The sequence below is a fragment of the Massilia sp. Bi118 genome, assembly GCF_918697865.1.
In the GTDB taxonomy this organism is placed as follows: Bacteria; Pseudomonadota; Gammaproteobacteria; order Burkholderiales; family Burkholderiaceae_D; genus Telluria.
The window spans coordinates 1-24,066 of record NZ_CAKKMV010000015.1; the positions used below are offsets into that span (position 1 = coordinate 1).

The following is a 24,066-nucleotide window of genomic DNA, read 5'->3' on the forward strand; positions in this document are numbered from 1 at the left end:
CTTCGAGCCACCTGTTGTCGACCCCGAGCCTTTTCGAACGTGTCGAAAAAAGGCCCGGACACTACAACCGAGACAGCGACGTAGACTTTAACGAAGAGGTAACGAACTATCTTGGACAGCAGTGCGCCTTCGCGGGAAGTCGTTTCCGGCAATGCCGGGAACGACGAGGCAGCGATTACAGTTTGCCGAACGCCTGCTCCAGGTCCGCAATCAGGTCATCGGTATCTTCCAAACCGATATTGAAACGCACCAGGATCCCGGCATCCGGCCAGTTCCGCCGCATGCCCTGGATCCGGTACGGCATCACCAGGCTGTTCGCCCCGCCCCAGCTATAGCCGATGCCGAAGAAATCCAGCGCATCGACGAAGCGGTCGGTCTGGGCTTCCGTGTAGCGGGCGTCGAACAGCACCGAGAACAGGCCGCCGGCGCCGGTGAAGTCGCGCTTGAAATGCTCGTGGCCGGGACAATCCTCGAAGGCCGGGTGCAGCACCTTCGCGATCTCCGGACGATTCTTCAGCCACGCCGCCACCTTGCGCGCCGCCGCGTCGTGGGCGTCGAAGCGCAGCTTCATGGTCGGCAGGCCGCGCATCACGAGCCAGGCATCGTCGGCGCTCACGCCCATCCCCAGGCGCATGTGGGCCAGCGCGATGCGGTCGATCAGCGCCTTCTCGCGCGTGATGACGGCGCCCATCAACACGTCCGAGCCGCCCGACTGGTACTTGGTCAGCGCCTGCATGACGATGTCGACGCCGAGATCGAAAGCGCGCAGCGCGATGCCGGCGGACCAGGTGTTGTCCAGCGCGACCAGCACGCCCTTCTGTTTGGCCGCCGCGCAGATCGCGCGCAGGTCCGGCACTTCCATCGACACCGAGCCCGGCGCCTCGGCCCAGACCAGCTTCGTGTTCGGCTGGATCAGTTCCGCGATGCCGGCGCCGACCAGCGGGTCGTAGTAGCGCGCGGTGATGCCGAAGTCGGCGCTCAGCCAGCGTCCCAGTTCGCGATTCGGGTTGTAGACGTTTTCGGGCAGCAGGACGTCGTCGCCGGACTTCAGCAGGGCCAGGTCGACCATCGCGATCGCGGCCAGGCCGGAGGGCGCCAGCAGGCAGTGCTTGCCGCCTTCGATCTCGGCCAGGCGGGCTTCGAGCGTGAAAGTGGTCGGGGTGCCGTGCAGGCCGTAGGTGTAGGCGTTCTTGTCCTTCCACTCGCCGCTGCGCATGCTGGCGACGTCCTTGAACAGGACCGTGGAGGCGTGGTGGATGGCGCTGGGGAAGGCTTCGAAGCCCTGGGGAGCGACGTAGTCGGTATGGATCAGGGTCGTCTGGAGGGATTTTTTGGTCATTATTTTTGCTCCGTACTCAAAAATGCACCGCTGAACTTAAAACCGTCATCCCCGCGCAGGCGGGGATCCAAGTTCGTAAATCAGTCGAAACGCGTGCAAACTTGGGTTCCCGCCTGCGCGGGAACGACGGGTTAACTCTTAGGCCACAGTCGCCCACAAATCGTGCGCATCGGCCTTCGTAACGACCACCTCGATGAACTCGCCCACCGCCGGCTTGGCCTTGCCCGGCGTCAGCGCGCGCTTGATGTGGACCACGCCATCGATCTCCGGCGCATCCGCAGCCGTGCGGCCGATGGCTTCGCGCGGACCGACTTCGTCGACCAGCACGCGGATCTTCTTGCCCACCTTGGCCTGCATGCGCTTCAGCGAGATCTCTTCCTGCAGCAGCATCACGCGCGCGCGGCGTTCTTCGCGGACGGCTTCCGGCACCGGGTTCGCGATCTCGTTGGCGGTGGCGCCTTCGACCGGCGAGTAGGCGAAGCAGCCCAGGCGGTCGATCTGCGCCTCGCGCAGGAAGTCCAGCAGGTATTCGAACTCCTCTTCGGTCTCGCCCGGGAAGCCGGCGATGAAGGTCGAGCGGATCACCAGGTCCGGGTTCATTTTGCGCCAGGCGAGGATGCGGTCCAGGTTCTTCTCGCCGCTGGCCGGACGCTTCATGCGCTTCAGGACGTCCGGGTGCGCGTGCTGCAGCGGGATGTCCAGGTAAGGCACGAGGTTCTCGCCCATCAGCGGGATCACCTGGTCGACGTGCGGGTACGGATACACATAGTGCATGCGCACCCAGGCGTCGTACTGCCTGGCCATCTGGCCCAGCGCTTCGGCGAGCTGGGTCATGTGGGTCTTGATCGGACGGCCGTTCCAGAAGCCGGTGCGGAACTTGACGTCCACGCCGTAGGCGCTGGTGTCCTGCGAGATCACCAGCAGTTCCTTCACGCCCGACTTGAACAGGTTTTCCGCTTCCTTCAGCACCTCATGGATCGGGCGCGAGACCAGGTCGCCGCGCATCGACGGGATGATGCAGAAGCTGCAGCGGTGGTTGCAGCCTTCCGAAACCTTCAAATACGCATAATGCTTCGGCGTCAGCTTGACGCCATGGTCCGGCACCAGGTCGACGAAGGGATCGTGCGGCTTCGGCAGGTGCAGGTGGACCGACTCCATCACCTCGGTGACGGCGTGCGGGCCGGTCACGGCCAGCACCTTCGGGTGCACCTTGGTGATGATGTCGTCGCCCGCCGCATCCTTCTTGGCGCCCAGGCAGCCGGTGACGATCACCTTGCCGTTCTCGGCCAGGGCTTCGCCGATGGCGTCCAGCGACTCCTGCACGGCGGCGTCGATGAAGCCGCAGGTGTTGACGATCACGAGATCGGCGCCGTCATAGGAGTTGGCGGTCTCGTAACCTTCCGCGCGCAGCTGGGTCAGGATCTGTTCGGAGTCGACCAGGGCCTTCGGGCAGCCGAGCGAGACGAAACCGACCTTGGGCGCGGCGACGCCGGCCGCGGCTGGCGGGATCACGACCGGCGGCGCAGCCTCGGCGACGGCGACGGCGGAATCTTGGGAGGCAGGAAGCGGATTGCGGCGGAGTTCAGGCATGTGGATTGCGGCGGAAAATTCTGGGCAATCCGCGATTGTACAGGAAGCGGGGGTTCAGGAAAACCGGGGGGTGAAAAGTTACCACGTCGTCCCCGCGAAGGCGGGGACCCAAGTTCTGCATGCTTATCGCCTGCTCAACAAACTTGGATTCCCGCCTGCGCGGGAATGACGGTTTCACCGGTAACTTACTTTTTCGTATCCGTCGGCACCCCAAACGGGAAAGTCCCGAACATCGCCTTGCTCTGGCTCTGCATCTGCTCCTGCATCTGCAGGAACAGGTTCTTGCTCTGGTCGATGTAGTTGTTCATCATGCCCTGCATCATCGGGCCCTGGATGTTCATGAACTGGGTCCACATCTCGTTCGAGAAGGGCTTGCCTTCGAGGGCGCCGGTGGCGGAGCCGACAAACTTGCTCTGGATGTCGGTGAAGGCCTGGACGTTCTTTTCCAGGTAGGAGCCCATCATGCCCTGCATCGCATGGCCGTAGTAGCGGATGATCTGCGACAGGACGGCGCTCGAGAACATCGGCGCGCCGTGCGCTTCTTCTTCCAGAATGATCTGCAGGAGGATGCTGCGGGTCAGGTCTTCGCTGGTCTTGGCGTCGACCACCGTGAACTCATCGGCGTCGAGCACCAGCTGCTTGACGTCGGAGAGGGTGATGTAGGAGCTGGTCTGGGTGTCGTACAGACGGCGGTTCGGGTATTTCTTGATCAGGCGTTCGCTACTCTTTTTTCCACTGCTCATCTCAGGTTCCAAATATTGCGCCGCAGCGCTCTGTTATGCGGTCCACGGACGGGAAGCTGTCCGTGGTGTCTCCGATTCCAAGAGGATAGACGATAAAAATACCACGTTGCGAACGCAGGTGCAGCAATTATTCGGTAGGCAACTCATTTATTCATCTTGCAAGTTGCCTTCCCAGCAAGAAATCAGTCTGCGCGTGCTTTTACGTAGCGCCCCGGGGCCGGCTCGATCGCCTGGTAGCGCTCGTTGCCCGGCTGGGCAGGCGGCGCCACATCCTTGCCGCCGTTCTCGGCCAGGAACTTGGCCCACTCGGTCCACCAGCTGCCCTTGACTTCGGTGGCGCCCGCAAACCATTCGCCGGCATTCTTCGGACGGTTGCGGCCGTTTGCCGTATTGATCCAGTGGCTGCGCTTGCCTTTCGATGCCGGGTTGATCACGCCGGCGATGTGGCCGGAAGCGCCCAGCACGAAGCGGTTGGCCTTGGCCTTCTTCGGATTAAGCAGGTTCATCGAGGCGAAGGCGGCTTCCCAGGGCACGATGTGGTCTTCCTTCGAGCCATAGATGAAGACCGGGCAGTCGATCTTGCCGAGATCGACCTTCACGCCCGCCACCGCCAGCGCATTCGGCACCTTCAGCTTGTTTTCCAGATAGGTATTGCGCAAGTACCAGCAGAACATCGGGCCCGGCAGGTTGGTGCTGTCGGCATTCCAGTACAGCAGATCGAAGGCCGGCGGGGTCTTGCCCTTCAGGTAGTTCTGCTGGACATAGTTCCACACCAGATCGTTCGGGCGCAGCGATGAGAAGGTCGTCGCCAGGTCGCGTCCCGGCATCAGGCCGCCTTTGGCCAGCTGCTGTTCGCGCATGGCCACCTGGGTTTCGTCGACGAAGACGTCCAGCACGCCGTTGTCGGCAAAGTCCAGCAGGGTCGTGAACAGCGACAGGCTGGCCGCCGGCTGGCGACCGCGCGCCGCCTCGACCGCCAGCGCGGACGCGGCGATGGTGCCGCCGACGCAGAAGCCGAACACGTTCACCTTGTCCTTGCCCGAGATTTCACGCGCAACATTGATGGCGGTTACCGCGCCCTGGTCGACGAAATCGTCCCAGGTCGTGTTGCCCATGCTCTGGTCCGGATTGCGCCAGGACATCATGAACACGGTGTTGCCCTGCTCGACCAGGTAGCGCACCAGCGAGTTTTCCGGCTGCAGGTCGAGGATGTAGAACTTGTTGATGCAGGGCGGCACCATCAGCAGCGGCACTTCGTGCACGGTAGGCGATGCCGGCGTGTACTGGATCAGCTGGAACAGTTCGTTCTCGAACACCACGGTGCCCGGCGTGATGCCGACGTTGCGGCCGACTTCGAAGGCGGCCTCGTCGGATTGCGAGATGCGGCCCTTCTGCATGTCGGCCAGCATGTTCTGCAGACCCTTGGTCAGGCTCTCGCCCTTGGTCTCGATCATCTTCTGCTGGGCTTCCGGATTGGTCGCCAGGAAGTTGGCTGGTGACAGCGCGTCGACGATCTGCTGCACGGCAAAGCGGATCTTCTGCTTGTCACGCGCCGGGGCGTCGACGGCTTCCGCCATCGCCATCAGGAATTCGGCATTCAACAGATAGGATGCGGCGCTGAAGGCCGACATCGGATTCGCGGTCCACTCCGGCGCCGAGAAGCGCCGGTCCTTGAACTCGGGCGTCTTGCCACTCATGACGTCCTGCCACAGGCGCATTGCCTTCTGCAGGTAATCGTTACGCAGCGCTTCCAGCTTGGCCTGCGGCAGGCCGGCGCCGAAATCGCCCAGCATGCGCATCACCGGCGCCGCCTGCTGGGCCATGCCGCCGCCCATGGCCGAGGGGTCGGCGAATTTCATCCAGGATTGCCAGACAGAGGGATCGGAAAACTGCGACATCCATGCAGCGCCTGGCTGCGAAGGTGCTTCGGGCGTATTCATATCGGCATCCATTGTTTAGAATCGGGTATTCAATGAAAACAGGGATAAAGCCATGTGGATCGTCGCCATCGGATGGATGTATGTCGTAACCCTGATGGCGGCCACCGAAACCTCCGTCGTGGCCGGCCTCATGACCTTTCTGTTTTACGGGATGTTGCCATTATCTCTTGTTTTCTACCTGACGGGAGCATGGCGGCGCGGACGGGCGCGCAAGCGCGAAGCACAGCAGGCTACGCGCGGTGCGGGCCCTAAGGTTTAATCCAGATCAAACTCGCCTGACGCCCGCTCCCTGCCCCGTCGCGACGGTAGGAATAGAAGCGCTCGACTTCGGTGAAAGTACAGCGATTGCCGCCGTGCACCCGAACGACTCCGTCGCGCGCCAGCATGCGCCGCGCCAGCAGCGGCATGTCGGCCAGGTATTTTCCTTCGCGGCCAGGATAGGGACGGAAGCCCTGCTCCGCCTCGCCGTCCGGTAGCGCGGCGCGGAAAGCGTCCAGCACGTCCGGTCCGACTTCGAAGGCTTGCGGGCCGATCGCCGGGCCCAGCCAGGCGGTGATCTCGCCGGCGCCCTGCCCCCGCATTCGCGCCACGGTCGCGCCCAGTACGCCGGCCGCCAGTCCGCGCCAGCCGGCGTGGGCCGCGCCGACCACCTTCCCGTCCAGATCGGCGAACAGCACCGGCAGGCAATCCGCGGTCAGGATCGCACACACCACGCCGGGTTCGGACGCGGTGCCGGCATCGCCGGTCTGCACCGGGGCGCCCGGCTGCACCAGGCTGGCGTCGACCACATCGGCGCCATGCACCTGCGCGATCCAGGCCGGGCGTCCAGGCAACAGGGCCTGCAGGCGCGCACGGTTTTCGCGCACGGCTTCCGGATCGTCCTTCACGTGCAGGCCCAGGTTCAGGCCGCCGCCGCCCTTGCGGTCGTCGAAGGGCGCAAGGCTGACGCCGCCGAGGCGGGTGGTCGCCAGCGCGCCAATGTTCGGCGGCAGGTCCGGCCAGTCCGGCCAAAGGACCTGTGCAGGATCGAGTCCAGCCATCAAGCCGCTTCCGGCTCTTCGATGCCGGAACGTTCGAGCAGCTCGGCGAAGTCGGCCGCCAGCGGCACGACCCATTCCATGTGCTCGCCGGTCGCCGGATGGCTCAGGCCCAGGCGGCGCGCCTGCAGGGCCTGGCGGTGGAAGAAGGACAGCAGGTGCGGCTTGCCGTACACGGTGTCGCCGACCAGGCTGTAGCCCAGCGACTGCATGTGCACGCGGATCTGGTGGGTGCGGCCGGTTTCGAGGCGGCACTGCACCAGGCTCACCGGACGGCGGTCCAGCTCACCCTTCGCCAGCAGCTCGTAGTGCGTGATGGCCGGCTTGGCCATCGGCGCGTTCGACACCGCCATCTTGGTGCGCTCGGTCGGGTGGCGGCTGATCGGCGAATCGACAGTGCCGGAAAGGCGCGGCGTGCCCCACACCAGCGCAAAGTACTCGCGCTTGACGGTGCGCGCCGCCAGCTGGCGCACCAGGTCGGTCTGGGCTTCGAGGGTCTTGCCGACCACCATCAGCCCGCTGGTATCCTTGTCGAGACGGTGCACGATGCCGGCGCGCGGCACCGAGACCAGCTGCGGGCAATAATGCAGCAGGCCGTTCAGCAGCGTGCCGGACCAGTTGCCCGAACCCGGGTGCACGACCAGGCCGGCCGGCTTGTTGATGACCATGATGGATTCGTCTTCGTAGACGATGTTCAGTTCCATCGCTTCCGGCGTGAAGGCGGTGTCCTCGGGCGCCGGCTGCGGCACCACGTTGATGGTCTCGTCGCCGTAGGCCGTGGCTTTGCCCTTGGCGGGCTTGCCGTCCACCAGGATGTGGCCTTCGTCGAACCATTGCTGCAGGCGGCTGCGCGAGAACTGCGGCACCAGGCCGGCGACGACTTTGTCGAGGCGCTGGCCGCAGTGCGACGGATCCAGGGTCAGGGTAATCGGCGAAAAGTCGACGGCGCTTGGCGCCAGGCCAGGTTCGGGCGCGAACTCGGCGTCCAGATCGTCGTCCAAATCGGGATTGGAAAGGATTTCCGCCGAATTCGGCGCAGCATTTAATATCACGTTGTTCCCATCGGCTATAATCAGCCGTTCGTTGAATCTCGGTAAAAACTTTCTTGCAAAAAGCTCATGCAAAAAAAATTGTCTGTATTGGTTGTGACGTCGGCCCTGCTCAGTTTGTCAGCTTGCGGTTTGTTACCGGGAAAGTCGGACGAAAGCAAGAACGTGTCAGCGTCGAAATTATACGCTGAGGCGCGTGAAGAAATGGATGGCGCCCACTACGAAGCCGCCATCAAGCTGTTCGAAAAGCTGGAATCGAACTATCCCTTCGGCACTTATGCGGCCCAGGCACAGATGGAAATTGCCTACGCCCACTACAAGGCCCAGGACCAGGCCGAGGCGCTGGCCGCGGTGGAGCGCTTCATCAAGCTGCACCCGAACCACCCTGCCGTCGATTATATGTATTACCTGCGCGGCCTGATCAACTTTAACGACCAGATCGGCTTCATGAGCTTCATCTACGCTCAGGACCCGACCGAGCGCGACCCGAAAGCGACGCGCGAAGCCTTCGCCGCCTTCAAGGAACTGGTCGACAAGTTCCCGAACAGCAAATACGCGCCGGACTCGATCCAGCGCATGAGCTACCTGATCAACGCGATGGCGGCCTATGAAGTCCACGTGGCGAATTATTACTATCGCCGCGGCGCCTACCTGGCTGCGCTGAATCGCGCCCAGGGCGCCGTGACCGACTACTCGGATGCGCCGGCGCGCGAGGAAGCGCTGTTCATCATGATCCGCGCCTATGACAAGCTGGGCATGCTCGAGCTGCGCGACGACACCCAGCGCATTTTCCAGAAAAACTACCCGAACAGCCATTTCCTGGGTGGCAAAGGCTCGGGAGATGCAGCCTGGTGGAAGTTCTGGGCGAAATCGGGGCCGCAGCCGGCGCCGAAGGATGTTGTGCAGTAAAAGATTACGCCCGCTTGATGCGGGCGTTTTTTTCGACGTCGTCCCCGCGAAGGCGGGGACCCAAGTGGCACGCGCGGTCGAAACGCTAGCAAACTTGGATTCCCGCCTTCGCGGGAACGACGTGCAAACGTACGCGGCGCTACGCGTTCAAGCCTCGACTCGTCTACGAAACACCCACTCCCGCTCCGTCGAAGCCGCCTTGTCAAACGCATACCCATCCGCATCGAACTTCTTCAGCTTGACCGGATCGGTAATGCCCTTCTCCGCCGCATAACGCGCCATCATCCCCCGCGCCCGCTTGGCGAAGAAGGAGATGATCTTGTACTTGCCGTTCTTCCAGTCCTCGAACACCGGCGTGATCACCGGCACGTTCAGCAGCTTCGGTTTCACCGAGCGGAAATACTCTTCCGACGCCAGGTTCACCAGCGCCGTCGCGCCCTGCGCCGCCAGCGTCTCGTTCAGCGCCTGCGTCACGGTCTCGCCCCAGAAGGCGTACAAGTCCTTGCCGCGCGGGTTGGCCAGCTTCGTACCCATCTCCAGGCGGTAAGGATGCATCTGGTCCAGCGGGCGCAGCAGGCCGTACAGGCCGGACAGGATGCGCACGTGGTCCTGCACCCAGGCCAGCGCCTTCGGCTTCAGGCTGCGCGCGTCCAGCCCCCCGTAGACGTCGCCGTCGAAGGACATCACGGCCTGGCGGGCGTCGGCGTGGTCCGGATGCCAGCTGGCGTAGCGGGTCACATTGAGCACCGCCAGCTGGTCGGAAATATCCATCAGCTCGCCGACCTGGGCCGGCGAATAGTCCTTCAGCACGCGGATCAGTTCCGCGGCGCGGTCGATGAATTGCGGGCTGGTGTGCAGTTTGGTGGTGGGTTTTGAGTCGAGGTCGAGTGATTTGGCGGGCGAAAGGACGATCAGCATAGGTAAGAAACGAAGACAACCGGTAGAATTGCCGACATGATACCTGCTCCAGAGAAACGCATCGTCATCGACACCAATGTTTGCCTCGACCTCTTCGTGTTCCGCGACCCACGCTGGGCCAGCCTGCTGGCTGCCCTGGAGTCCGGCACGGTCGAGGCGGTAACGCGCGCCGATTGCCGCGCCGAATACCGGATCGTCCTCCATTATCCCCATTTACCGCTCGACGACAGCACGCGGCCCGATGCCGCCGACCGCTTCGACGCCCTGATCCGCGTGGTGGCGCCCGACAGCCGCGCCGTCCGCCTGCCGGTTTGCACCGACCGCGACGACCAGAAATTCCTGGAAATCGCGCGCGATGCCGGCGCCGCCATTCTCGTGACCAAGGACAAGGCCCTGCTCAAGCTGGCCAGGAAGACCGTCAAGGAAGGTCTGTTCCGGATCATGACGCCGGAGGTCTGGGTCAAGAGCGAGGCGCCCGCCGCGCTAGAATGAATCACCTGTACAAGCCGTCTTCAACACCATGCCAACTCCCATTCTGAAGTCGCGGCTGCCGGCCGTCGGCACCACCGTATTCACCCTCATGTCCAATCTCGCCGCCGAACACGGCGCGGTCAACCTGGGCCAGGGCTTTCCCGATTTCGGCTGCGACCCGCGCCTGCTGGAACTCGTCGACGAGGCCATGCAGGCCGGCCTGAACCAGTATCCGCCGATGGCCGGCGTGCCCGCGCTGCGCGAAGCGATCTCCGCCAAGATACATGCCCTGTACGGCCGCGCCTACGACGCCAACACCGAGATCACGGTGACGGGAGGCGCCACCCAGGCCCTGACCACCGCCATCCTGTGCGCCGTGCATCCCGGCGACGAGGTCATCATCGTCGAACCGGCCTACGACAGCTACCTGCCGACCGTGCAGCTGGCCGGCGGCGTGCCGGTGACGGTGTCCATGCGGGTCGGCGAAAACGGCTACAGCGTGCCTTGGGACGAGATCGCGGCCGCCGTGAGCCCGTGCACCCGGATGATCGTCATCAACAGCCCGCACAACCCGACCGGCACCATCCTGCGCACCAGCGACCTCGATGCACTGGCCGCCATCGTCGAGGGCACCGACATCCTGATCCTGTCCGACGAGGTCTACGAGCACATGGTCTACGACGGCCAGCGCCACGAATCCGTCAGCCGCGATCCGAGGCTGGCCGAGCGCGCCTTCGTCGTCTCGAGCTTCGGCAAGACCTATCACGTGACCGGCTGGAAGGTCGGCTACGTGGCCGCCCCCGCGAGCCTGATGGCGGAGTTCCGCAAGGTCCACCAGTACAACGTGTTCACCGTGAACACGCCAATGCAGCACGGCCTTGCCGGCTACATGCGCGATCCCGCGCCCTACCTCGAGCTGCCCGCCTTCTACCAGCGCAAGCGCGACCTGTTCCGCGCAGGCCTGGCGCAATCGCGCTTCACTTTGCTGCCGGCGGACGGGACCTACTTCCAGTGCGTGCGCTATGACGGGATTTCGGATCTGAGCGAAGCGGCGTTCGCGCAGTGGCTGACGAGGGAGGTGAAGGTGGCGGCGATTCCGGTGTCGGCGTTTTACAGCCGGGGGACGGAGTCGGGGATTGTGCGGTTTTGTTTTGCGAAGCGGGATGAGACTTTGAAGCTGGCTTTGGAGCGGCTGGCGAACGTCTAGCACACGTAGTTCTGGCCCGTCATCCCCGCGAAGGCGGGGATCCAAGTTTGCATGCGTTCCGTCAGCTCTAGCAGAACTCGGGTCCCCGCCTTCGCGGGGACGACGAAACTAGCGCCCCAACTGCTGCAAACGCCGCTCGACAAACGCCGTCAACTCCGCCGACAAGCTCCCGCTAGCCCGCGCCCGCTGGAAAGCTTCCAGCGCCTCCGCATTGCGCTTCTCGGCCTGCAACGACATCCCCAGCCCCATCCACCACACACCATTGCCCGGCGACGCCCGCAGCGCCGCCTGGTACTGCTCGGTCGCTTCGCGGTGGCGCTGTTCGCGCTGCAGGGCGCCGGCCAGGAAGGCGTGGTAGTCGGCGTTGTTGCCCGCGTACGGGAGCGTGCGCGTAAGGGTGTCGACGCCGGAGGCGCCGCGTTCGATCTGCAGGCGCGCCAGCAGCATCGCCAGCGCCGGCTGGCGCGCGTCGAGGGCCAGCGCGGTCTGCAGGTGGCGGATTGCTTCGTCGCTGCGCCTGGCTTCGATCAGCAGGCCGACCAGGGTCTGGCGCGCGGCTTCGTGGGCCGGGTCGAGCTTCAGGGCCTGTTCCAGCGCGGCCATGGCTTCCGTCATGCGGCCGTCCTGCAGCGCATTCAGCGCGTGGCGGTACTCGCCCTCGGCGCGCTGAGGGCCGGATTCCTGGCGGCCCTGGGCGCCGCCAGTGCTGACGCCGCGCTTGCCTTTGGCGGCAGCGGCGGCATCGGCGCGGGCCCCGGCGGCGGTGCTCGCGCGGCGCGCAGCCTTCAGCTCGCGCTCCTCGGCCAGCTTGCGGCGCTTGGCCTCGCGCTTCGATTCCTTCGTTTCCTTGGCCGCGTGCGCGACGGCAGCCGGCCTTGCAGTTGGCGCCTTCATGCGCGACTGCAGCTCTGCCATGATGGCCTGGCGCGCGGCGCGCGCTTCCTCGCTGTCCGGCTCGTAGCCGGCAACGCTCTTCGGCTCCTTGCGCGCCGGCGCTTCCTTCAACGGCGGCGCATCGAAGCTGTCCCTGGCCTGTTCACGCACCGGCGCCGGCGCTGCGGCAACAGGCGCGGGCACAGGCGCAGGCGCCGCCGGTGCGGCATCGGCAGCCGGCCCCATGGTGATGGTGCTGCTCATGCCCGACGCCGGCTTCGGCGCCGCGGGCGCAAGGACGGCGGCCGGCGCGGCCACGGCCGCAGGCCTGGCCGCGCCACGGCCCTGCTGGTAATGCCCCCAGCCGTACCAGGCCAGCGCCGCCGCCGCGCAGACCGCGAAGGCGCCGCCGACGGCCAGCACTACCGTGCGCCGCTCGAAGCGGTCCGCCAGACGCTCGCGCGCAGGCGCCACCGGCCGTATCTGGGACGGGAAAGCATCCGTGCCCGGCGTGCCACGCGCGTCCAGGTCCTGGAGCATCTTGTTAATCAGGCTCATCGCAGCCTCATCATCGTGTAATCACCCAGCCGACGCTGGCGGCCGCGCCGGCCAGCAGCGCGCCTAGCGCCGCCCAGGGCAGGAGCCGGCGGCCGCGTTTGCCGCCGGCGCTGGTGGCCAGGGTGTCGCGCGCGGCCGCGTTCACGTGCGCGCGCGTCACCGAGTGGCCGCCTTCGCCGTAGCATAGCATCAGCGCCTTGTGGGCCAGCACGTTGACCAGGCGCGGCACGCCGCTGCTGGCCTTGTACAGCTTGGCGATGGCGCCGCCCGAGAACAGGCGCGCACCGGCAAAGCCGGCCACGCGCAGGCGGTGCGCCACGTAGAAATCCAGGTCGTCGCGGCTCAGCGGCCCGAGGTGATAGTGGAAGGTGATGCGCTGGGCCAGCTGGCGGATCGATTCCAGCTCCAGCTTGCGGTTCAGCTCCGGCTGGCCGAACAGGACGATCTGCAGCAGCTTGCGCTTCTCGGTTTCCAGGTTGGTCAGCAGGCGCAGGGCCTCCAGGCTCTCGACCGGAATCGCCTGGGCCTCGTCGAGGCACAGCAGCACGCGCTTGCCCTGCCCCGCCAGTTCGAGCAGCCGCTCCGTGATGGACTTCAGCAGGCGGTGCTGGTCGACGTCCTTTTCGAGCTTGATCTCGAGTTCATCGGCCAGCGCCAGCATCAGGGTGCGCGCTTCGAGGAAGGGGTTCGGGATGTAGGCGGTGACGAAACCGTCGCCCAGGGTCGCCATGAACTTGCGGCACAACAGGGTCTTGCCGGTGCCGACTTCGCCGGTGATCTTGATGAAACCTTCGCCGTTGCGCGCCGCCACCAGCAGCGTGTTCAAGGCTTCCTGGGAACCCGGGCTGCCGAAGAAGTAGCTGGTGTCCGGCGTGATCCCGAAGGGCGCCTCGCGCAGGCCGAAATGGGCGCCGTACATCAGCGCATCCCCCGCGGCGCGAGCTGTTCGATGCGGCGGCCGGCGTCGAGCAGGTCGTCGTTCCAGTTGCTGATGCCTTCGACGATGGTCGGCTTGATCAGCACCACCAGCTCGCGCTTCTGGTTCACGCGCTTCTTGGCGCCGAACAGGTTGCCCAGCACCGGCACGCTGCCCGCGCCCGGCACCTGCGAGTTGTCGGCCGTCGAGGACTGGCGCATCAGGCCGCCGATTGCCACCACCTGGCCGTTCGAGCCGCGCACGATGCTGTCCAGTTCCGAGGTGGCGGAGGCCGCCAGCGGCAGGTTCAGGTTGCCGGCCGAGCCCAGGCTCACGGCCTTGTTCACGGTCGAGACCTGGCTCACCGAGGGGTGCACGTGCAGCAGGATGTTGCCCTTCTCGTCGATCTGCGGGGTCACGTCCAGCACCACGCCCGAGAAGAAGGCCTGCAGGGTCACGCTCGGCGTGGTGGTGGTGCCGGCCGCGGTCGCGTTGGTGTTGGTGGTCACGCCGGTGACGAAGAATTCGTCGGTGCCGATCTTCAGCACGGCCTTCTGGTTGTTCACCGCCGCCACGCGCGGGCTGGACAGCACGTGCACCGTGCCCTGGGTCTCGAGGAAGGAGATCAGGGCCGCGAAGTTGCTGGTCTGGACCGCCAGGCCGAACATCGAACCGGCCGCGCCGGCGGCGTTCGACAACGAGAAGCCGGAGCTGGCCGACAGGCCGGTGCTCGGATCGCTGATGGTGGCCGGCTGGCCGCCACCGAAGGGCAGCGGAGTCAGGGTCGAACCGGGGGCCACCAGGCCGCCGGAGACGCGGTTGTCATGTCCGCTCTTGATCGAGGCGAAGGATGCCCAGTTCACGCCGCTCTGGAAGCTGTCGTTCAGCTCGACCTCGAGGATCTTCGCTTCCAGGATCACCTGGCGGTCGACCGCCAGCTGGGTCGCTTTCAAATAGGCGTCGACGTTGCGCAGCTCGTCCGGCATGGCGCGGATGACGATCACGCCCGACTGCGGGCTGACCACCACGCTGCGTCCGCCCTCTTTCGAGCCGACGATGGCTTCGATCGAGGTCTTCAGGTCGCCCCAGAAGTCGGTGCTCGAGGTGGTGCTGACGTCGGTGCTCTCGACCTGGTTCTGGTTCTGGCCGTTGGCGCCGTTCTGGTTGTTCTGGTTGTTCTGATTCGAACCCTGGCTGCCGTTCTGGCCATTCTGGCCGTTCTGCCCATTCACGGCGTTCGACACCGAGGTCGAGGACACGCGCAGGTTCGATACGCCGGCGCGCTTGCCGATCAGGTAGTTCACGCGGAACATCTTGGTCTGCATGGTCAGCGGCTTGATCGAGATGCGGGTGCCGTCGATCCTGTAGTCGTAGCCGTACATCTCGCGCACCGCGTCCAGGGTCTCCTGCAGGGTCACGTCCTTCAGGTTGGCCGTGATGGAACCGCCGACGTCAGGATGCACCAGGATGTTGTAGCGGGTGCCGGCGACGATCGCGCGGAAGAACTGCTGCGCCGGGACGTTGTTGAAGGAGACGTTGAAGCGCTCTTCCAGCGCCGGGCGCGCCTTCGGCAGCTGGGTCGCCAGGCTGGCGGCCGGCGGCAGCAGCGCGTTGGCGACGGCGTCGTCGACCGCCGGCGCGGCAGCTGGCCGGCCGCTGGCCGCGGTGGCGACGTCACGCTTGATCTGGTCGTAGGTGCCGGTGGCCGGCGCGGTCTGGCAGCCTGCCATCGCAAGCGCCGCCGCCAGCACCGTCATGGAAAATATGTGTCGCATGGGTTCGTCCTCTTCCCGGGCTCTCAGCGCCGCGCCTGTTTCGGCGCGGTCGCGTGCGCCGGCGTCACGCCGGCGGTCTCCTCGTACAGGCGCAGCACCTGGCGTTCCGTGCCGCGCACCAGCTCGACCTCGTTGTCGCCGATGCGGACCAGGCGCGCGCCGCGGAACTGCTCGCCCAGGCGCACGGTCTCGCCGTCGATCACGGCCAGGTGGCGGCCGCCCGGTTCGCGCGCGACCAGGATGCTCTGCAGGCGCGGACCGGCGCTTGCGGCAGCAGGCGCATTGTTCACCGCGATGGCCAAAGCCGGCGGCCGGGTCGGGTCCTGCAGCGTTTCCGCCTGCGCGCACGGGACGGCAAACTGCAGGGCGAACAGCAGGGCCAGCGCGGCAGCTTTGGGCAGGTTCACAGCTTCATCCATTTTTCGTCCAGGCTCAGGGTGTACAGGGTCAGGGTCAGGCGCACGCTCGGGTATTCTTCGACGTCGAGCTGGGCCTTGCCCCAGAACAGCTGGGTCGGCAGGCTCTCCAGCGCGGTCATGTAGTCGACCATGTCGAGGTAGCTGCCGCGCACGGTGAGTTCGACGCCGTGGCGGAACAGCAGCTCGCGCTTGCCGGCGGTCTTCACGGCGCCTGCCGCCGCGGTCGCGGGGTCGGCGGGGTTCTGTTTCGCGCCGATGCCGCTCAGCGGCTCCACCGGCAGCGTGCGCACCGATACCATCTTCAGGCGGCCATTCGCGCGCAGGATGGTTTCCAGCAGCGGCGCCACGCGCTCTGGCGCCACCAGGCCCTGCTGCATCGCGCGCAGGCTCTCGCTCAGGCGGCCGGATTCCTCGCGCACCGCGGCCAGGCGCGCACGCACCGGCGCGTCCGGATCGGCTTCGGCTTCCTGCAGCTTCTGGGCGATCTGTTCGTTGATACCGGCGATGTTGTTCTGCTGCTGCACGACCTGGCTGCGCAGCAGTTCCTGCTTGCGCAGCAGCGGGCCGATCGCGCTGAAGTGGGCGATGAAGGCCAGGGCCGCGGCGGTGGCCACGAAGCTCATGATGCGTTCGCGCTGGCTCAGGGCGTCGATGCGCGCGGCGAGTTTCAGCCACTGCTGCTTCATGGTTTGTCTCCCGCATGCGCCGGGGGCGCCGACTGCAGGCTGAATTCGACGTAGGGCGCCGGCGCACTGGTCTCCTTGCCGTCGCGGACCGTTTTCAACGCGGCGGCCTCACCGATCTGCAGGCTGCCGACCGGCTTGCCCTGCATGACGCGCTCGTTGCGCAGGCGGCCCAGGAAGCCCGGCACCATTGCCGGGTCCATCGCGCGGCCGCGCACACCGATATCGAGGCCGGCGCCTTCGATGCGCACGCCGGTCAGCCAAAGCCCTTCGGTGCTCTGGCGCGCCAGCGCGCGGAAGTATTCGGCATAGCCCTGCTTGTCGCCAAGCTCGCCCCGTTCGATCACGCCGGCGACCTCCTTCAGGCCCGCCAGCTCGCCCTGGGCCAGGCCCAGTTCCTCGGCGAGGCGCGGGTCTTCCTTCTTCGGCGTGAATTCGGCCGTGACGCTCGCCAGGCGCTTCTGGGTCTTCTCCAGCTGGGCCGCGCCGCTGTCGGCCTGGGCCTGCAGGCCGGCCACGCGCACGCGGGCCGCAACGCCAACCGCCACCAGGCCGAACACCAGCACGCCGAGGGCGATCGCCATCGTGTTCGCGGTGAAGATCTTTTTCTTCTGCAGGAACTCGGGGTTGAACAGGTTGATCTGCTGGCTCATGCCGCCCCCTCCTCCACGCGCAGCGCCGCGCCGATCGCGACGAAGAAGCGCTGCTGGCGCGCCGCGCCTTCGAGTTCGGGGATGCCGCCGAGGTCCAGCAGCTGGCCCAGGTCGAGGGTCTCGACACGGGTGTACAGATTGCTGGACAGGTATTCCTGCAGGCCGGCGGCGCCGCTCGGCGCCAGCACCAGCTTGGCTACGCTGATGAAGGAGAACTGGCGCTCGAAGTTGTCGAGGGAGCGCTGCAGCTCGAGGGTGATCTTGTCGAAGCTTTGGTTACGGCGCTCGGGCTCGGCATCCAGCAGCTGGGCCAGGGTCACGTCGATGCGGCGCGACAGATACAGCTCGCCGCGCCAGGACACGGTCAGCAGGCCGCCGTCCTCGCTAAAGGACAGCATGGCCAGGCCGCGGCCTTCCGGCTCCAGCAGGGCCGAGAGGTTACGCTGGGCCATCTCGGGAATGTCGATGGTGCGCAGGCGGATCTTCGATTGCATGAACAGCTTCTGGCGCGCCTGGATCACGCTGTTGCGCGCGGCGACCGCGAACACGCTCTGTTGCGGTCGCACGGCGGCGTTCGGGTCGAGCGGGATGTCGAGCACGTCGTAGGTGGCCTGGTCGACCGGGAAGTCGAGGATGTCCTTCAGGCGCCAGCGCATGGCGGTCTTGAGTTCCTCGCGCGGCACGTTGGGCGCCTCGGCCGTCATGAACTGGTAGTCGCCCCCGCCCAGCACCGTGGTGCAGCGGTAGTTTGCGCTATGCAGCTCCTTGCCCGCCTTTTCGAGTGCGTCGACGCTGGCCGCGCCCGGAAAAAAGGAAGCAAGCGTCACCGCCGGCTTGCCTTCGGGCGCACGGCGAACGCTGGCGGCGGCGATGCCGTCGCGCTGCAGCACCATCGCGAGCCAGGCCTGTGTCTGTTGTGCTTTCCTGAAAAAACGCATTCGGCGGGTCGTGGATATTCTTGAGTTTCGAGGAATCTTCGCTAGACCCTTGATTATATTCAACCTGTGTAAAAAGCCGATACCATTTTTTCACTCAGGAAAAATATTTCCGGTTTCCACCACATTTCGACCGGCCGGCGTTGTCAATACACCTCACGCAGGTAGATCAAGGGGCTCTTGTAGACGCCGAAGGTCGCGCGCGCCTGGGTGCTGGGCAACCAGGGTGCGTCGGCGCTGTCGAGCGTGTAGTCGACGCTGCCTTGCGTGCCGCGCGCCGGCGCCTGCAGGGTCAGGATGCCCTTGCCCGCCTTCAGGGGAACCGGGACGGCGCCGGTGGCCGTCAGCGGGCTGGCCTTGCAGGCGCCCGACGCCCCGTTCTGGGCGAAAGCCCGGATACAGCTGACCGGCTTGATGCTGGATGCGACGCTGTTGTCATCCTTGATGCTCGGCAGCCAGGCGCTGCCGCTCCAGTACTGCGCGGTCAGCGGCACCGGCAGGCGCAGCAGGTCCGAGCCGAATACGTTGGCCACATCGAGGCGGCCGGCGACCACCACCAGGCCGTCCTCGTAGCGCGTGCCGGCTGCCGCGGTGGCGGGCGTCATCGAGGTGATGTTCTCTTCGGTGTAACCGGGAGATGGGTCCGCGCCCCTGAGTTCCTTCATGCTGGCGCGCAGGTAGATCGCGGTCGGCGCGCCCCAGGTGTTGACGGTGCGCTTGGCCGGATCGTATTTGTCGCCCAGGCGCCAGACCGCGATGCCCTTCTGCTCCGGGTAATCGTCGGCCGCGGCCGGCGGCTTCAGCTGCGCACTCGGGTCGCTGTCGAAGCGGCCCACGTCGGGTATCTGCGACAGGTTGGGCGCCTTGGCCGCCGTCAGGGTCAGGGGACGCGGGCTGGCGGGGTCGATGATCTGGTTCTGGAACAGCTTCAGCAAGGTGGCTTCGCCATTCGCCTTTGGCAAGCCGTAGGCCTGGATGCCGAAATCGAAAGGCTGCATCGAATACACCGCCCCCTCCACCTCGTAGCCGGCCGCGGTCGGGCAGTTCATCGGCGGCAGGCAGTCGAGTTTGGCGGTGGTATCGGTCACGAAGTGATCGGGATAGAAACGCCCGACCACGCGCGTGCCCGCCACCAGGCGCCCGGCGCTGTCCGGCGCCGCGGACGAGCCGCCGACCTGGCCGGTGCCCAGGTATTCCGTCAGGCGCGGCGTGATGCCCAGCATGCCGGCCTCGTACCACGTCGCCTGCGCGGTGTACATGTTGGGATACAGCGAGTTGCGCCTGAATTTGGAGTTGATCACGAAGGCTTCGCGCACCAGGCGCTCGGTATCGTTGGTCGTGATCGGCAGCTTGGGCAAGCCCTTCACGTTCACAGCGAAGACGTCGAGCTGGAAGTCGAAATCGGCGGCTTCCGCCTCCAGGCCGAAGCTCGGGGCGCATATTTTGTCCGCCATGCGCGCGCAAATGCGCATGATGAAGGGCTCGCCGGCCTTCACGAAACCCCGGTCCAGCTTGAGCCAGCCGTTGTCGGCGTCGCCCTTCTGGTCGCGATAGCCGCCGTTTGCATTCGTCCGTTCGATCGAATCGAAACCGATGTACGAGGGCCGGGACACGAAACCGACCGTGGGGCTCTCGGTGGTGCCGGAACGCATGCTCATCGTCAGGCGCCCGACGTCGGCAAAACTGAACAGGGGCGCGGAACCGTCGCTGGCGACGGCGGAGGCCCGCCCCGCCTGGAACTTGACCTGCATCGGGGTCCAGTCGGCCTTGTTGCAGCTGAACGCGCCCCTGGCGTAACCGATGCCGACCGTCGACGCCGGTGTGCAGCCGAACTTGAATTCGAGCGGCACCAGGGTATCGGTGTCACTCTTCTTGCTGGCCACCAATTGGCCGTTGACGGTCGCGACCGAGGTGACGTAGACCGGCGTCGTACCGTCCGCCGCCGTGACCGGGCCGCTGAATTTGTGGCATCCGGCATCTTCCGCGTTACTGACGATGGTGGCGCCAACCGTGCATATCTCCCTGGTCAGCACGTAAGCGGCCGCCGCGGCGGGAGTGGCCGCGGTAGCGGCGTTCGTCGCCGTGTCGTTGGCGCTGTTGTCGTCGCCGGTCTTGCCGGACACCGTCGCCGAATTCGTGTAGTTGCCGGCGGCGCTGGGCGTCACCTTGATGACGATCGGCGACATCTTTGCGTTCGCCTTCACCGGCCCGTCCTGGGTACAGGTGACCACGGTCTTGGTGCTGCTCTTGACGCTGGTGCAGGTCCAGCCGGTGCCGCCGGCGGAATCCAGAGTGAGGCCGGCCGGCAGGGTGTCCACCACCGTCACCGGTCCCACTTCGTCGTCGACGCCGCCGTTCGTCACGGTCAGCGTATAGCTGGACTGGGTGCCCACCGTCAGGTCCCCGGTACGGGTCATGGCCAGCGCCAGGTCGGCGTTGGCCACGTAGGGCATGGCCACGATCTCGGCGCTGAGGATGACCATATCCTGGCCTGAGCGGTAGGTCGTGGTGGCGGTGCGCTGGCCCGGCTTGATGGTCGGCGACGTGAGGGTGTAGACGTCGAAGTCGATGCCGTACGAGGTCGCATCGCCGGTCACGTTGCTGGCCGAGTTGAACTGGTTGCCCGGCGGGTTGAACCAGTAATTCTGGTAGGGGTAGGGATAGGTGCTCACCATTTCGGTGTCGTTGAACAGCAGTTGCTCGCCGCCCTGCGACAGGGTCTGGTCGCCCTCCCAGGTGATGTGACCGACGCGGCCTGTTACCTTGGCCGGCAGCGGGTCCGGTACCTTGAAATCGCCGAGGTCGATCTTCAGGCTGGTGTTCTGGAAGGACTGGAAGCCTTCGTAGAGGTTCAGCATGCGGAAGGGTTCGTCCGGGTGCGAATAGACCACGACGAGGGCAAAGCCGCCGACCACGCCCTGTACTGCGCACCAGGGGCTGCCGTTATCGACCGTCAGGCCGCTGAAGCTGTAGGTGCCGTTGCCCTTCTTGCTGACGATGGTGGTGACATCGGCGGCGCCGCTGAAATAATTGTAATAGGTGCCGTTGGCGTAGACCTTGGCCGTGTAGCGGCGGTTGGCGGTGGTGTCCGACTTGAGCGGCGCCGTCACGTCGGTGCCGTCGAAGGTGACCTTGTAGTCGCCCGTGTTGCCGGAACCGGCCCAGTACAGCTGCGCGCTCTTGATGGTGGCGCCCTTCGGAATGCCGGACAGCGCGGCGTAGAGGACGGTGCCGGTCTTGACCAGGCTGCAGGGATCGTTGTTGTTCTTGACGCGCAAGACTTCCTCGGTGCCGACGAAGTTGACGTTGCCGCGGAAGCTGAGGAGCAGCGAGACCGGGGTGTCGGCGCGGGCCGGCAGGCCGGCGGCAAGCAGCAGAAGCCCGGCCACGAAGGCCAGCAGCTGGGTGGAGATGAAACGCATCAGAGTTCGGCCTCCAGTTTGCGGCGCACCGATTCGGCATTGTTGACCTCGGGGCAGCTGGTGGCCGCCGCATCCGGCATGTTGCAGGCCTCCGCTGTGATCACATGGCGGACCATGGGATCGGCGCCGTAAGCGGTGCAGCCGACGACCACCGTGAACGCGGACAGCGAGGTCCCGGCGGGCATCCTGAACGAGGTAGAGGCCGCGCAGCTGCCGGCGCGCGCCCGGAAAATCCCCCATTCCAGCCCTGCCCGCGCGGCCTGATAGCCCTGCGCGCCCAGCAGGTCGACGTTGGCGCTGGCCTGCTGCGAGGTAAAGATGCCGACCATGGCGACGCCCAGGCCGGCCAGCACGACCAGCAGGAAGATCGCGGTGACGATGCCGACGCCGGCCTGGCGCGACAGGCGGAGCATGCGGTTCATGGCGTGTTGTCCACGTGGACCTGGTGCACCAGGCGGATGACGGGTGGGTTCTCGTTACGGCCGCGCAGGGCCAGCGCGATGCGTACCAGACCGGTGCGCTGGGAGGCTGCGGAACCGTAGGCGAAGATGTCGTCGCAGGTGTCGAGGCCGGAAGCGACCATGGCGCGCTTGCCGCCGGCCGGTACGGCCTGCATCGCCGTAATCGGATAGTCCCAGGCGCGCCACAGGACCCAGCGGCCATCCGTGCCCTTCGCGCAGTAGAAGCTGACCGCGCCCGAGATGACCTGGAAGCGCTGCAGCGGCGAGGCCATCGCCATCGGCTGCAGCGCAAAAGGATTGCCGGCCAGCGTGATGGTCCGTACCGGCGCGCCGAGCTCGGCGTCGTTGACCGTCGAAGGCGGCGTCAAGGCGCAGATGCGGGCGATATTGCCGGCCGCCGTCACGGGAGACGTGGCCGGGCAGCCCGCGGTGTTCCCCGGCTTGCCGGCATTGCCGGCGATCTCGCCGGTCGCTTCCAGGCTGTAGGCGTCGGCCGGCGCCAGATCCGGACCGAGGTTGTACACGACCACGAAGTCGCCGACGCGCACCTCGTCGAAGGTCCTGGGCGGCGCCAGCGCCAGGAAGTCGCGCTTGCCGGCATCTTCGAAGCTGAGCGTCTTGGCGAGGGCCACGCCGTCGCTGGGGGTCAGGTAGCGGGCGCCGGAACGGGTCAGCAGCAGTTCCAGATGGGCGCCCGCATGCACGCCCTGGTCATCGGTGGTCTCCCTGACGCGCACGCTGTTCGGCAGCGCCAGGCGGATGTCGCGCGCCATGCGGCGCAGCGCCAGGTCGGCCTGGTCGGTCAGCTCGGCGCGGTCGACCGTGTCGCGGTAGCTGAGGATGGGCGCGCGGATGAACACGGCGACGATGCCGCCGATGATGCCGATGATGGCGATCGTCATGACCGCCTCGACAAGAGTGAAGCCGCCGCTGCGGCGGAACCGGACCGGCAGTCGCGTCATAGATGATTGGGCGCGTAGCGCAGGCGGTAGCCGTCCAGGGTCACGGATTCGCCGTCGTAGCTGACTTCGACAGTGATGCGCAGGACATTGGCGTCGGCGGTGTTGGCGGCGTTCGGCGGCGCAGTCAGGTCGTTGCCGATCCCGCCCAGCAGCGCGGGCGTGATTTTCAGGCGCGCGCTATAGCCTGTCACGTCCAGCTTGACGCCGTTGGCGTCGACCAGGTCGCCGGCGCCATTGTTGAACGAGGTGGTCCAGGTGTCCGGCGCCGTCACGTAGTCGTTGATGTTGTCGTAAGGCCGGCCGGAAGCCGTGGGCTCCGGCGCCAGCTGGCCCCAGCGTTCGGGGACGGCCGTGCAGGCGGCGGTAGACGTGGTGTTGTCGGCATCGTCGGCCGCCGGATCGGCCGGGTCGCAGTACGAGAACCTGGCCAGTTCGACTTCTTCCAGCAGGCCTTCGGCGATGATCAGGGCCTGTTTGCGCCGCACCGGATCGACGCTGCCGCGGCTGGTCATGTTCATTACCGTGATGATGCCGCCGACGGCGATGCCGACGATCACGATGAACAGAATGAGTTCGATCATCGTCACGCCGCGCTGGCGCAAGGCCGGGCGCTCAGAATACATAGCCGGTTTCCTGCGCGACGGACACGGTGCGGGTCACGTCGTCGCCCTTGATGGTCAGGGTCAGGGCCACGAAACTGCTGTCGCCGCTATCGCCGGCAAGGTAGGGGCGGCCCAGGCCATCGAAATACATGTTGCCGGGCGCGCCCGGGTTCAGGCTCAGGGTGGCGCCGGTGGGGACGCCTTCGCAATCCCAGGCCGGGTCGTAGGCGCCGCCGCCGGTGCAGAAAGCGCGCGTGGCCGAGCTGCCGCTGTTGGCACCGGACGGCGCCGGCACGCGATCGGCGGTGCCACAAGGGCTGGCGCTGGCGTAACACAGGCTCAGGCCGGAAGTGCTGGTCTGCACGTACACTTTGCGTCTCTGGGCGATCGCCAGCTTCTGGGCATAGCGCAGCATGGCGGCGCTCTGATCGCCGAAGGCGGCGGCGTCGAAACCGGCGCGGTCAAAAAAACGTGCGGCGCCAATGGCGCCGAGGATGCCAACCAAGATCAGCACGACGATCAGTTCGACCATTGTGAAGCCGGCGGCGCGTACGGAAGAGCCGTGGCGGCCACGCATCCTGGAAGGAGTTAGCGAACGGCAACC

At 66.0% G+C, this 24,066-nt stretch carries 23 protein-coding genes; 4 read left to right on the forward strand and 19 right to left on the reverse strand.

Going from position 1 to position 24,066, the window contains the following annotated elements; genetic code table 11:
- Positions 1 to 175: 175 nt before the first annotated feature.
- From LQV39_RS20350 to phaC, 4 genes are all read right to left on the reverse strand, one after another.
- Positions 176 to 1,339, reverse strand: coding sequence for a cystathionine beta-lyase (locus tag LQV39_RS20350; protein ID WP_230028390.1), 1,164 nt, complete (start codon positions 1,337 to 1,339; stop codon positions 176 to 178).
- A 138-nt stretch (positions 1,340 to 1,477) separates the two neighbouring features.
- Entirely contained in the window at positions 1,478 to 2,929 is a 1,452-nt protein-coding gene (gene rimO / locus LQV39_RS20355; RefSeq protein WP_230028392.1) for a 30S ribosomal protein S12 methylthiotransferase RimO, read from the reverse strand.
- A gap of 185 nt (positions 2,930 to 3,114) precedes the next feature.
- Positions 3,115 to 3,672, reverse strand: a complete 558-nt coding sequence (gene phaR / locus LQV39_RS20360) for a polyhydroxyalkanoate synthesis repressor PhaR (RefSeq protein WP_230028394.1) — start codon at positions 3,670 to 3,672, stop codon at positions 3,115 to 3,117.
- 182 nt (positions 3,673 to 3,854) lie between these two features.
- Complete coding sequence (gene phaC, locus LQV39_RS20365) at positions 3,855 to 5,612, reverse strand: class I poly(R)-hydroxyalkanoic acid synthase (protein ID WP_230028396.1); 1,758 nt, start codon at positions 5,610 to 5,612, stop codon at positions 3,855 to 3,857.
- A 52-nt stretch (positions 5,613 to 5,664) separates the two neighbouring features.
- Here phaC and LQV39_RS20370 point away from each other — a divergent pair, with 52 nt between their 5' ends.
- On the forward strand, positions 5,665 to 5,871 hold the full coding sequence (locus LQV39_RS20370) for a hypothetical protein (RefSeq protein WP_230028398.1): 207 nt from the start codon (positions 5,665 to 5,667) through the stop codon (positions 5,869 to 5,871).
- On the opposite strand, the gene pgeF is transcribed toward LQV39_RS20370, so the two are convergent.
- Together pgeF and LQV39_RS20380 are read right to left on the reverse strand one after the other, a co-directional pair.
- On the reverse strand, positions 5,861 to 6,652 hold the full coding sequence (gene pgeF, locus LQV39_RS20375; RefSeq protein WP_230028400.1) for a peptidoglycan editing factor PgeF: 792 nt from the start codon (positions 6,650 to 6,652) through the stop codon (positions 5,861 to 5,863). The genes LQV39_RS20370 and pgeF overlap by 11 nt on opposite strands.
- Entirely contained in the window at positions 6,652 to 7,701 is a 1,050-nt protein-coding gene (locus LQV39_RS20380; RefSeq protein ID WP_230028402.1) for an RluA family pseudouridine synthase, read from the reverse strand. The genes pgeF and LQV39_RS20380 overlap by 1 nt, the downstream gene beginning before the upstream one ends.
- A 66-nt stretch (positions 7,702 to 7,767) precedes the next feature.
- Here LQV39_RS20380 and LQV39_RS20385 point away from each other — a divergent pair, with 66 nt between their 5' ends.
- Entirely contained in the window at positions 7,768 to 8,607 is an 840-nt protein-coding gene (locus tag LQV39_RS20385; RefSeq protein WP_230028404.1) for an outer membrane protein assembly factor BamD, read from the forward strand.
- A gap of 147 nt (positions 8,608 to 8,754) precedes the next feature.
- On the opposite strand, the gene yaaA is transcribed toward LQV39_RS20385, so the two are convergent.
- Entirely contained in the window at positions 8,755 to 9,525 is a 771-nt protein-coding gene (gene yaaA / locus LQV39_RS20390; RefSeq protein WP_230028406.1) for a peroxide stress protein YaaA, read from the reverse strand.
- 36 nt (positions 9,526 to 9,561) lie between these two features.
- On the opposite strand from yaaA, the gene LQV39_RS20395 reads away from it, so the two are divergent.
- Together LQV39_RS20395 and LQV39_RS20400 are read left to right on the forward strand one after the other, a co-directional pair.
- Complete coding sequence (locus LQV39_RS20395) at positions 9,562 to 10,017, forward strand: putative toxin-antitoxin system toxin component, PIN family (RefSeq protein ID WP_230028408.1); 456 nt, start codon at positions 9,562 to 9,564, stop codon at positions 10,015 to 10,017.
- 28 nt (positions 10,018 to 10,045) lie between these two features.
- Positions 10,046 to 11,203 carry a pyridoxal phosphate-dependent aminotransferase gene (locus tag LQV39_RS20400; RefSeq protein ID WP_230028410.1) on the forward strand — a complete coding sequence of 386 codons (1,158 nt, stop codon included), beginning with the start codon at positions 10,046 to 10,048 and terminating at the stop codon, positions 11,201 to 11,203.
- 108 nt (positions 11,204 to 11,311) lie between these two features.
- On the opposite strand, the gene LQV39_RS20405 is transcribed toward LQV39_RS20400, so the two are convergent.
- From LQV39_RS20405 to LQV39_RS20460, 12 genes are all read right to left on the reverse strand, one after another.
- A complete protein-coding gene (locus LQV39_RS20405) occupies positions 11,312 to 12,634 on the reverse strand; it encodes a tetratricopeptide repeat protein (protein ID WP_230028411.1) in 1,323 nt (440 codons plus the stop codon).
- 10 nt (positions 12,635 to 12,644) lie between these two features.
- Positions 12,645 to 13,553, reverse strand: coding sequence for an ExeA family protein (locus LQV39_RS20410; RefSeq protein WP_230028413.1), 909 nt, complete (start codon positions 13,551 to 13,553; stop codon positions 12,645 to 12,647).
- Entirely contained in the window at positions 13,553 to 15,325 is a 1,773-nt protein-coding gene (mshL, locus tag LQV39_RS20415) for a pilus (MSHA type) biogenesis protein MshL (protein ID WP_230028415.1), read from the reverse strand. Before mshL ends, LQV39_RS20410 begins: the two co-directional genes overlap by 1 nt.
- 23 nt (positions 15,326 to 15,348) lie before the next feature.
- Positions 15,349 to 15,732 (reverse strand): hypothetical protein, encoded by a 384-nt coding sequence (locus LQV39_RS20420; RefSeq protein WP_230028417.1) that lies wholly within the window; start codon positions 15,730 to 15,732, stop codon positions 15,349 to 15,351.
- On the reverse strand, positions 15,729 to 16,430 hold the full coding sequence (locus tag LQV39_RS20425) for a hypothetical protein (protein ID WP_230028419.1): 702 nt from the start codon (positions 16,428 to 16,430) through the stop codon (positions 15,729 to 15,731). Before LQV39_RS20425 ends, LQV39_RS20420 begins: the two co-directional genes overlap by 4 nt.
- Positions 16,427 to 17,080 carry a PilN domain-containing protein gene (locus LQV39_RS20430; RefSeq protein ID WP_230028421.1) on the reverse strand — a complete coding sequence of 218 codons (654 nt, stop codon included), beginning with the start codon at positions 17,078 to 17,080 and terminating at the stop codon, positions 16,427 to 16,429. The genes LQV39_RS20425 and LQV39_RS20430 overlap by 4 nt, the downstream gene beginning before the upstream one ends.
- Positions 17,077 to 18,018, reverse strand: coding sequence for an agglutinin biogenesis protein MshI (locus tag LQV39_RS20435; protein WP_230028423.1), 942 nt, complete (start codon positions 18,016 to 18,018; stop codon positions 17,077 to 17,079). The genes LQV39_RS20430 and LQV39_RS20435 overlap by 4 nt, the downstream gene beginning before the upstream one ends.
- Positions 18,019 to 18,161: 143 nt before the next feature.
- Complete coding sequence (locus tag LQV39_RS20440) at positions 18,162 to 21,437, reverse strand: DUF6701 domain-containing protein (protein WP_230028425.1); 3,276 nt, start codon at positions 21,435 to 21,437, stop codon at positions 18,162 to 18,164.
- Positions 21,437 to 21,859, reverse strand: coding sequence for an agglutinin biogenesis protein MshP (locus LQV39_RS20445; RefSeq protein ID WP_230028426.1), 423 nt, complete (start codon positions 21,857 to 21,859; stop codon positions 21,437 to 21,439). Before LQV39_RS20445 ends, LQV39_RS20440 begins: the two co-directional genes overlap by 1 nt.
- Positions 21,856 to 22,860: a prepilin-type N-terminal cleavage/methylation domain-containing protein gene (locus tag LQV39_RS20450; protein ID WP_374199453.1), complete on the reverse strand. Its 1,005-nt coding sequence runs from the start codon at positions 22,858 to 22,860 to the stop codon at positions 21,856 to 21,858. Before LQV39_RS20450 ends, LQV39_RS20445 begins: the two co-directional genes overlap by 4 nt.
- Complete coding sequence (locus tag LQV39_RS20455) at positions 22,857 to 23,483, reverse strand: type II secretion system protein (RefSeq protein ID WP_230028436.1); 627 nt, start codon at positions 23,481 to 23,483, stop codon at positions 22,857 to 22,859. The genes LQV39_RS20450 and LQV39_RS20455 overlap by 4 nt, the downstream gene beginning before the upstream one ends.
- Positions 23,473 to 24,039 (reverse strand): prepilin-type N-terminal cleavage/methylation domain-containing protein, encoded by a 567-nt coding sequence (locus LQV39_RS20460; RefSeq protein WP_290368615.1) that lies wholly within the window; start codon positions 24,037 to 24,039, stop codon positions 23,473 to 23,475. The genes LQV39_RS20455 and LQV39_RS20460 overlap by 11 nt, the downstream gene beginning before the upstream one ends.
- Positions 24,040 to 24,066: the final 27 nt, after the last annotated feature.

What these genes read in the sequence shown, in the direction of transcription:
- LQV39_RS20350 (WP_230028390.1), bottom strand. Translation starts at nt 1,339, where the DNA reads ATGACCAAAAAATCCCTCCAGACGACCCTGATCCATACCGACTACGTC.
- rimO (WP_230028392.1), bottom strand. Translation starts at nt 2,929, where the DNA reads ATGCCTGAACTCCGCCGCAATCCGCTTCCTGCCTCCCAAGATTCCGCC.
- phaR (WP_230028394.1), bottom strand. Translation starts at nt 3,672, where the DNA reads ATGAGCAGTGGAAAAAAGAGTAGCGAACGCCTGATCAAGAAATACCCG.
- phaC (WP_230028396.1), bottom strand. Translation starts at nt 5,612, where the DNA reads ATGAATACGCCCGAAGCACCTTCGCAGCCAGGCGCTGCATGGATGTCG.
- LQV39_RS20370 (WP_230028398.1), top strand. Translation starts at nt 5,665, where the DNA reads ATGTGGATCGTCGCCATCGGATGGATGTATGTCGTAACCCTGATGGCG.
- pgeF (WP_230028400.1), bottom strand. Translation starts at nt 6,652, where the DNA reads ATGGCTGGACTCGATCCTGCACAGGTCCTTTGGCCGGACTGGCCGGAC.
- LQV39_RS20385 (WP_230028404.1), top strand. Translation starts at nt 7,768, where the DNA reads ATGCAAAAAAAATTGTCTGTATTGGTTGTGACGTCGGCCCTGCTCAGT.
- yaaA (WP_230028406.1), bottom strand. Translation starts at nt 9,525, where the DNA reads ATGCTGATCGTCCTTTCGCCCGCCAAATCACTCGACCTCGACTCAAAA.
- LQV39_RS20395 (WP_230028408.1), top strand. Translation starts at nt 9,562, where the DNA reads ATGATACCTGCTCCAGAGAAACGCATCGTCATCGACACCAATGTTTGC.
- LQV39_RS20400 (WP_230028410.1), top strand. Translation starts at nt 10,046, where the DNA reads ATGCCAACTCCCATTCTGAAGTCGCGGCTGCCGGCCGTCGGCACCACC.
- LQV39_RS20405 (WP_230028411.1), bottom strand. Translation starts at nt 12,634, where the DNA reads ATGAGCCTGATTAACAAGATGCTCCAGGACCTGGACGCGCGTGGCACG.
- LQV39_RS20410 (WP_230028413.1), bottom strand. Translation starts at nt 13,553, where the DNA reads ATGTACGGCGCCCATTTCGGCCTGCGCGAGGCGCCCTTCGGGATCACG.
- mshL (WP_230028415.1), bottom strand. Translation starts at nt 15,325, where the DNA reads ATGCGACACATATTTTCCATGACGGTGCTGGCGGCGGCGCTTGCGATG.
- LQV39_RS20425 (WP_230028419.1), bottom strand. Translation starts at nt 16,430, where the DNA reads ATGAAGCAGCAGTGGCTGAAACTCGCCGCGCGCATCGACGCCCTGAGC.
- LQV39_RS20430 (WP_230028421.1), bottom strand. Translation starts at nt 17,080, where the DNA reads ATGAGCCAGCAGATCAACCTGTTCAACCCCGAGTTCCTGCAGAAGAAA.
- LQV39_RS20435 (WP_230028423.1), bottom strand. Translation starts at nt 18,018, where the DNA reads ATGCGTTTTTTCAGGAAAGCACAACAGACACAGGCCTGGCTCGCGATG.
- LQV39_RS20440 (WP_230028425.1), bottom strand. Translation starts at nt 21,437, where the DNA reads ATGCGTTTCATCTCCACCCAGCTGCTGGCCTTCGTGGCCGGGCTTCTG.
- LQV39_RS20445 (WP_230028426.1), bottom strand. Translation starts at nt 21,859, where the DNA reads ATGAACCGCATGCTCCGCCTGTCGCGCCAGGCCGGCGTCGGCATCGTC.
- LQV39_RS20450 (WP_374199453.1), bottom strand. Translation starts at nt 22,860, where the DNA reads ATGACGCGACTGCCGGTCCGGTTCCGCCGCAGCGGCGGCTTCACTCTT.
- LQV39_RS20455 (WP_230028436.1), bottom strand. Translation starts at nt 23,483, where the DNA reads ATGTATTCTGAGCGCCCGGCCTTGCGCCAGCGCGGCGTGACGATGATC.
- LQV39_RS20460 (WP_290368615.1), bottom strand. Translation starts at nt 24,039, where the DNA reads ATGCGTGGCCGCCACGGCTCTTCCGTACGCGCCGCCGGCTTCACAATG.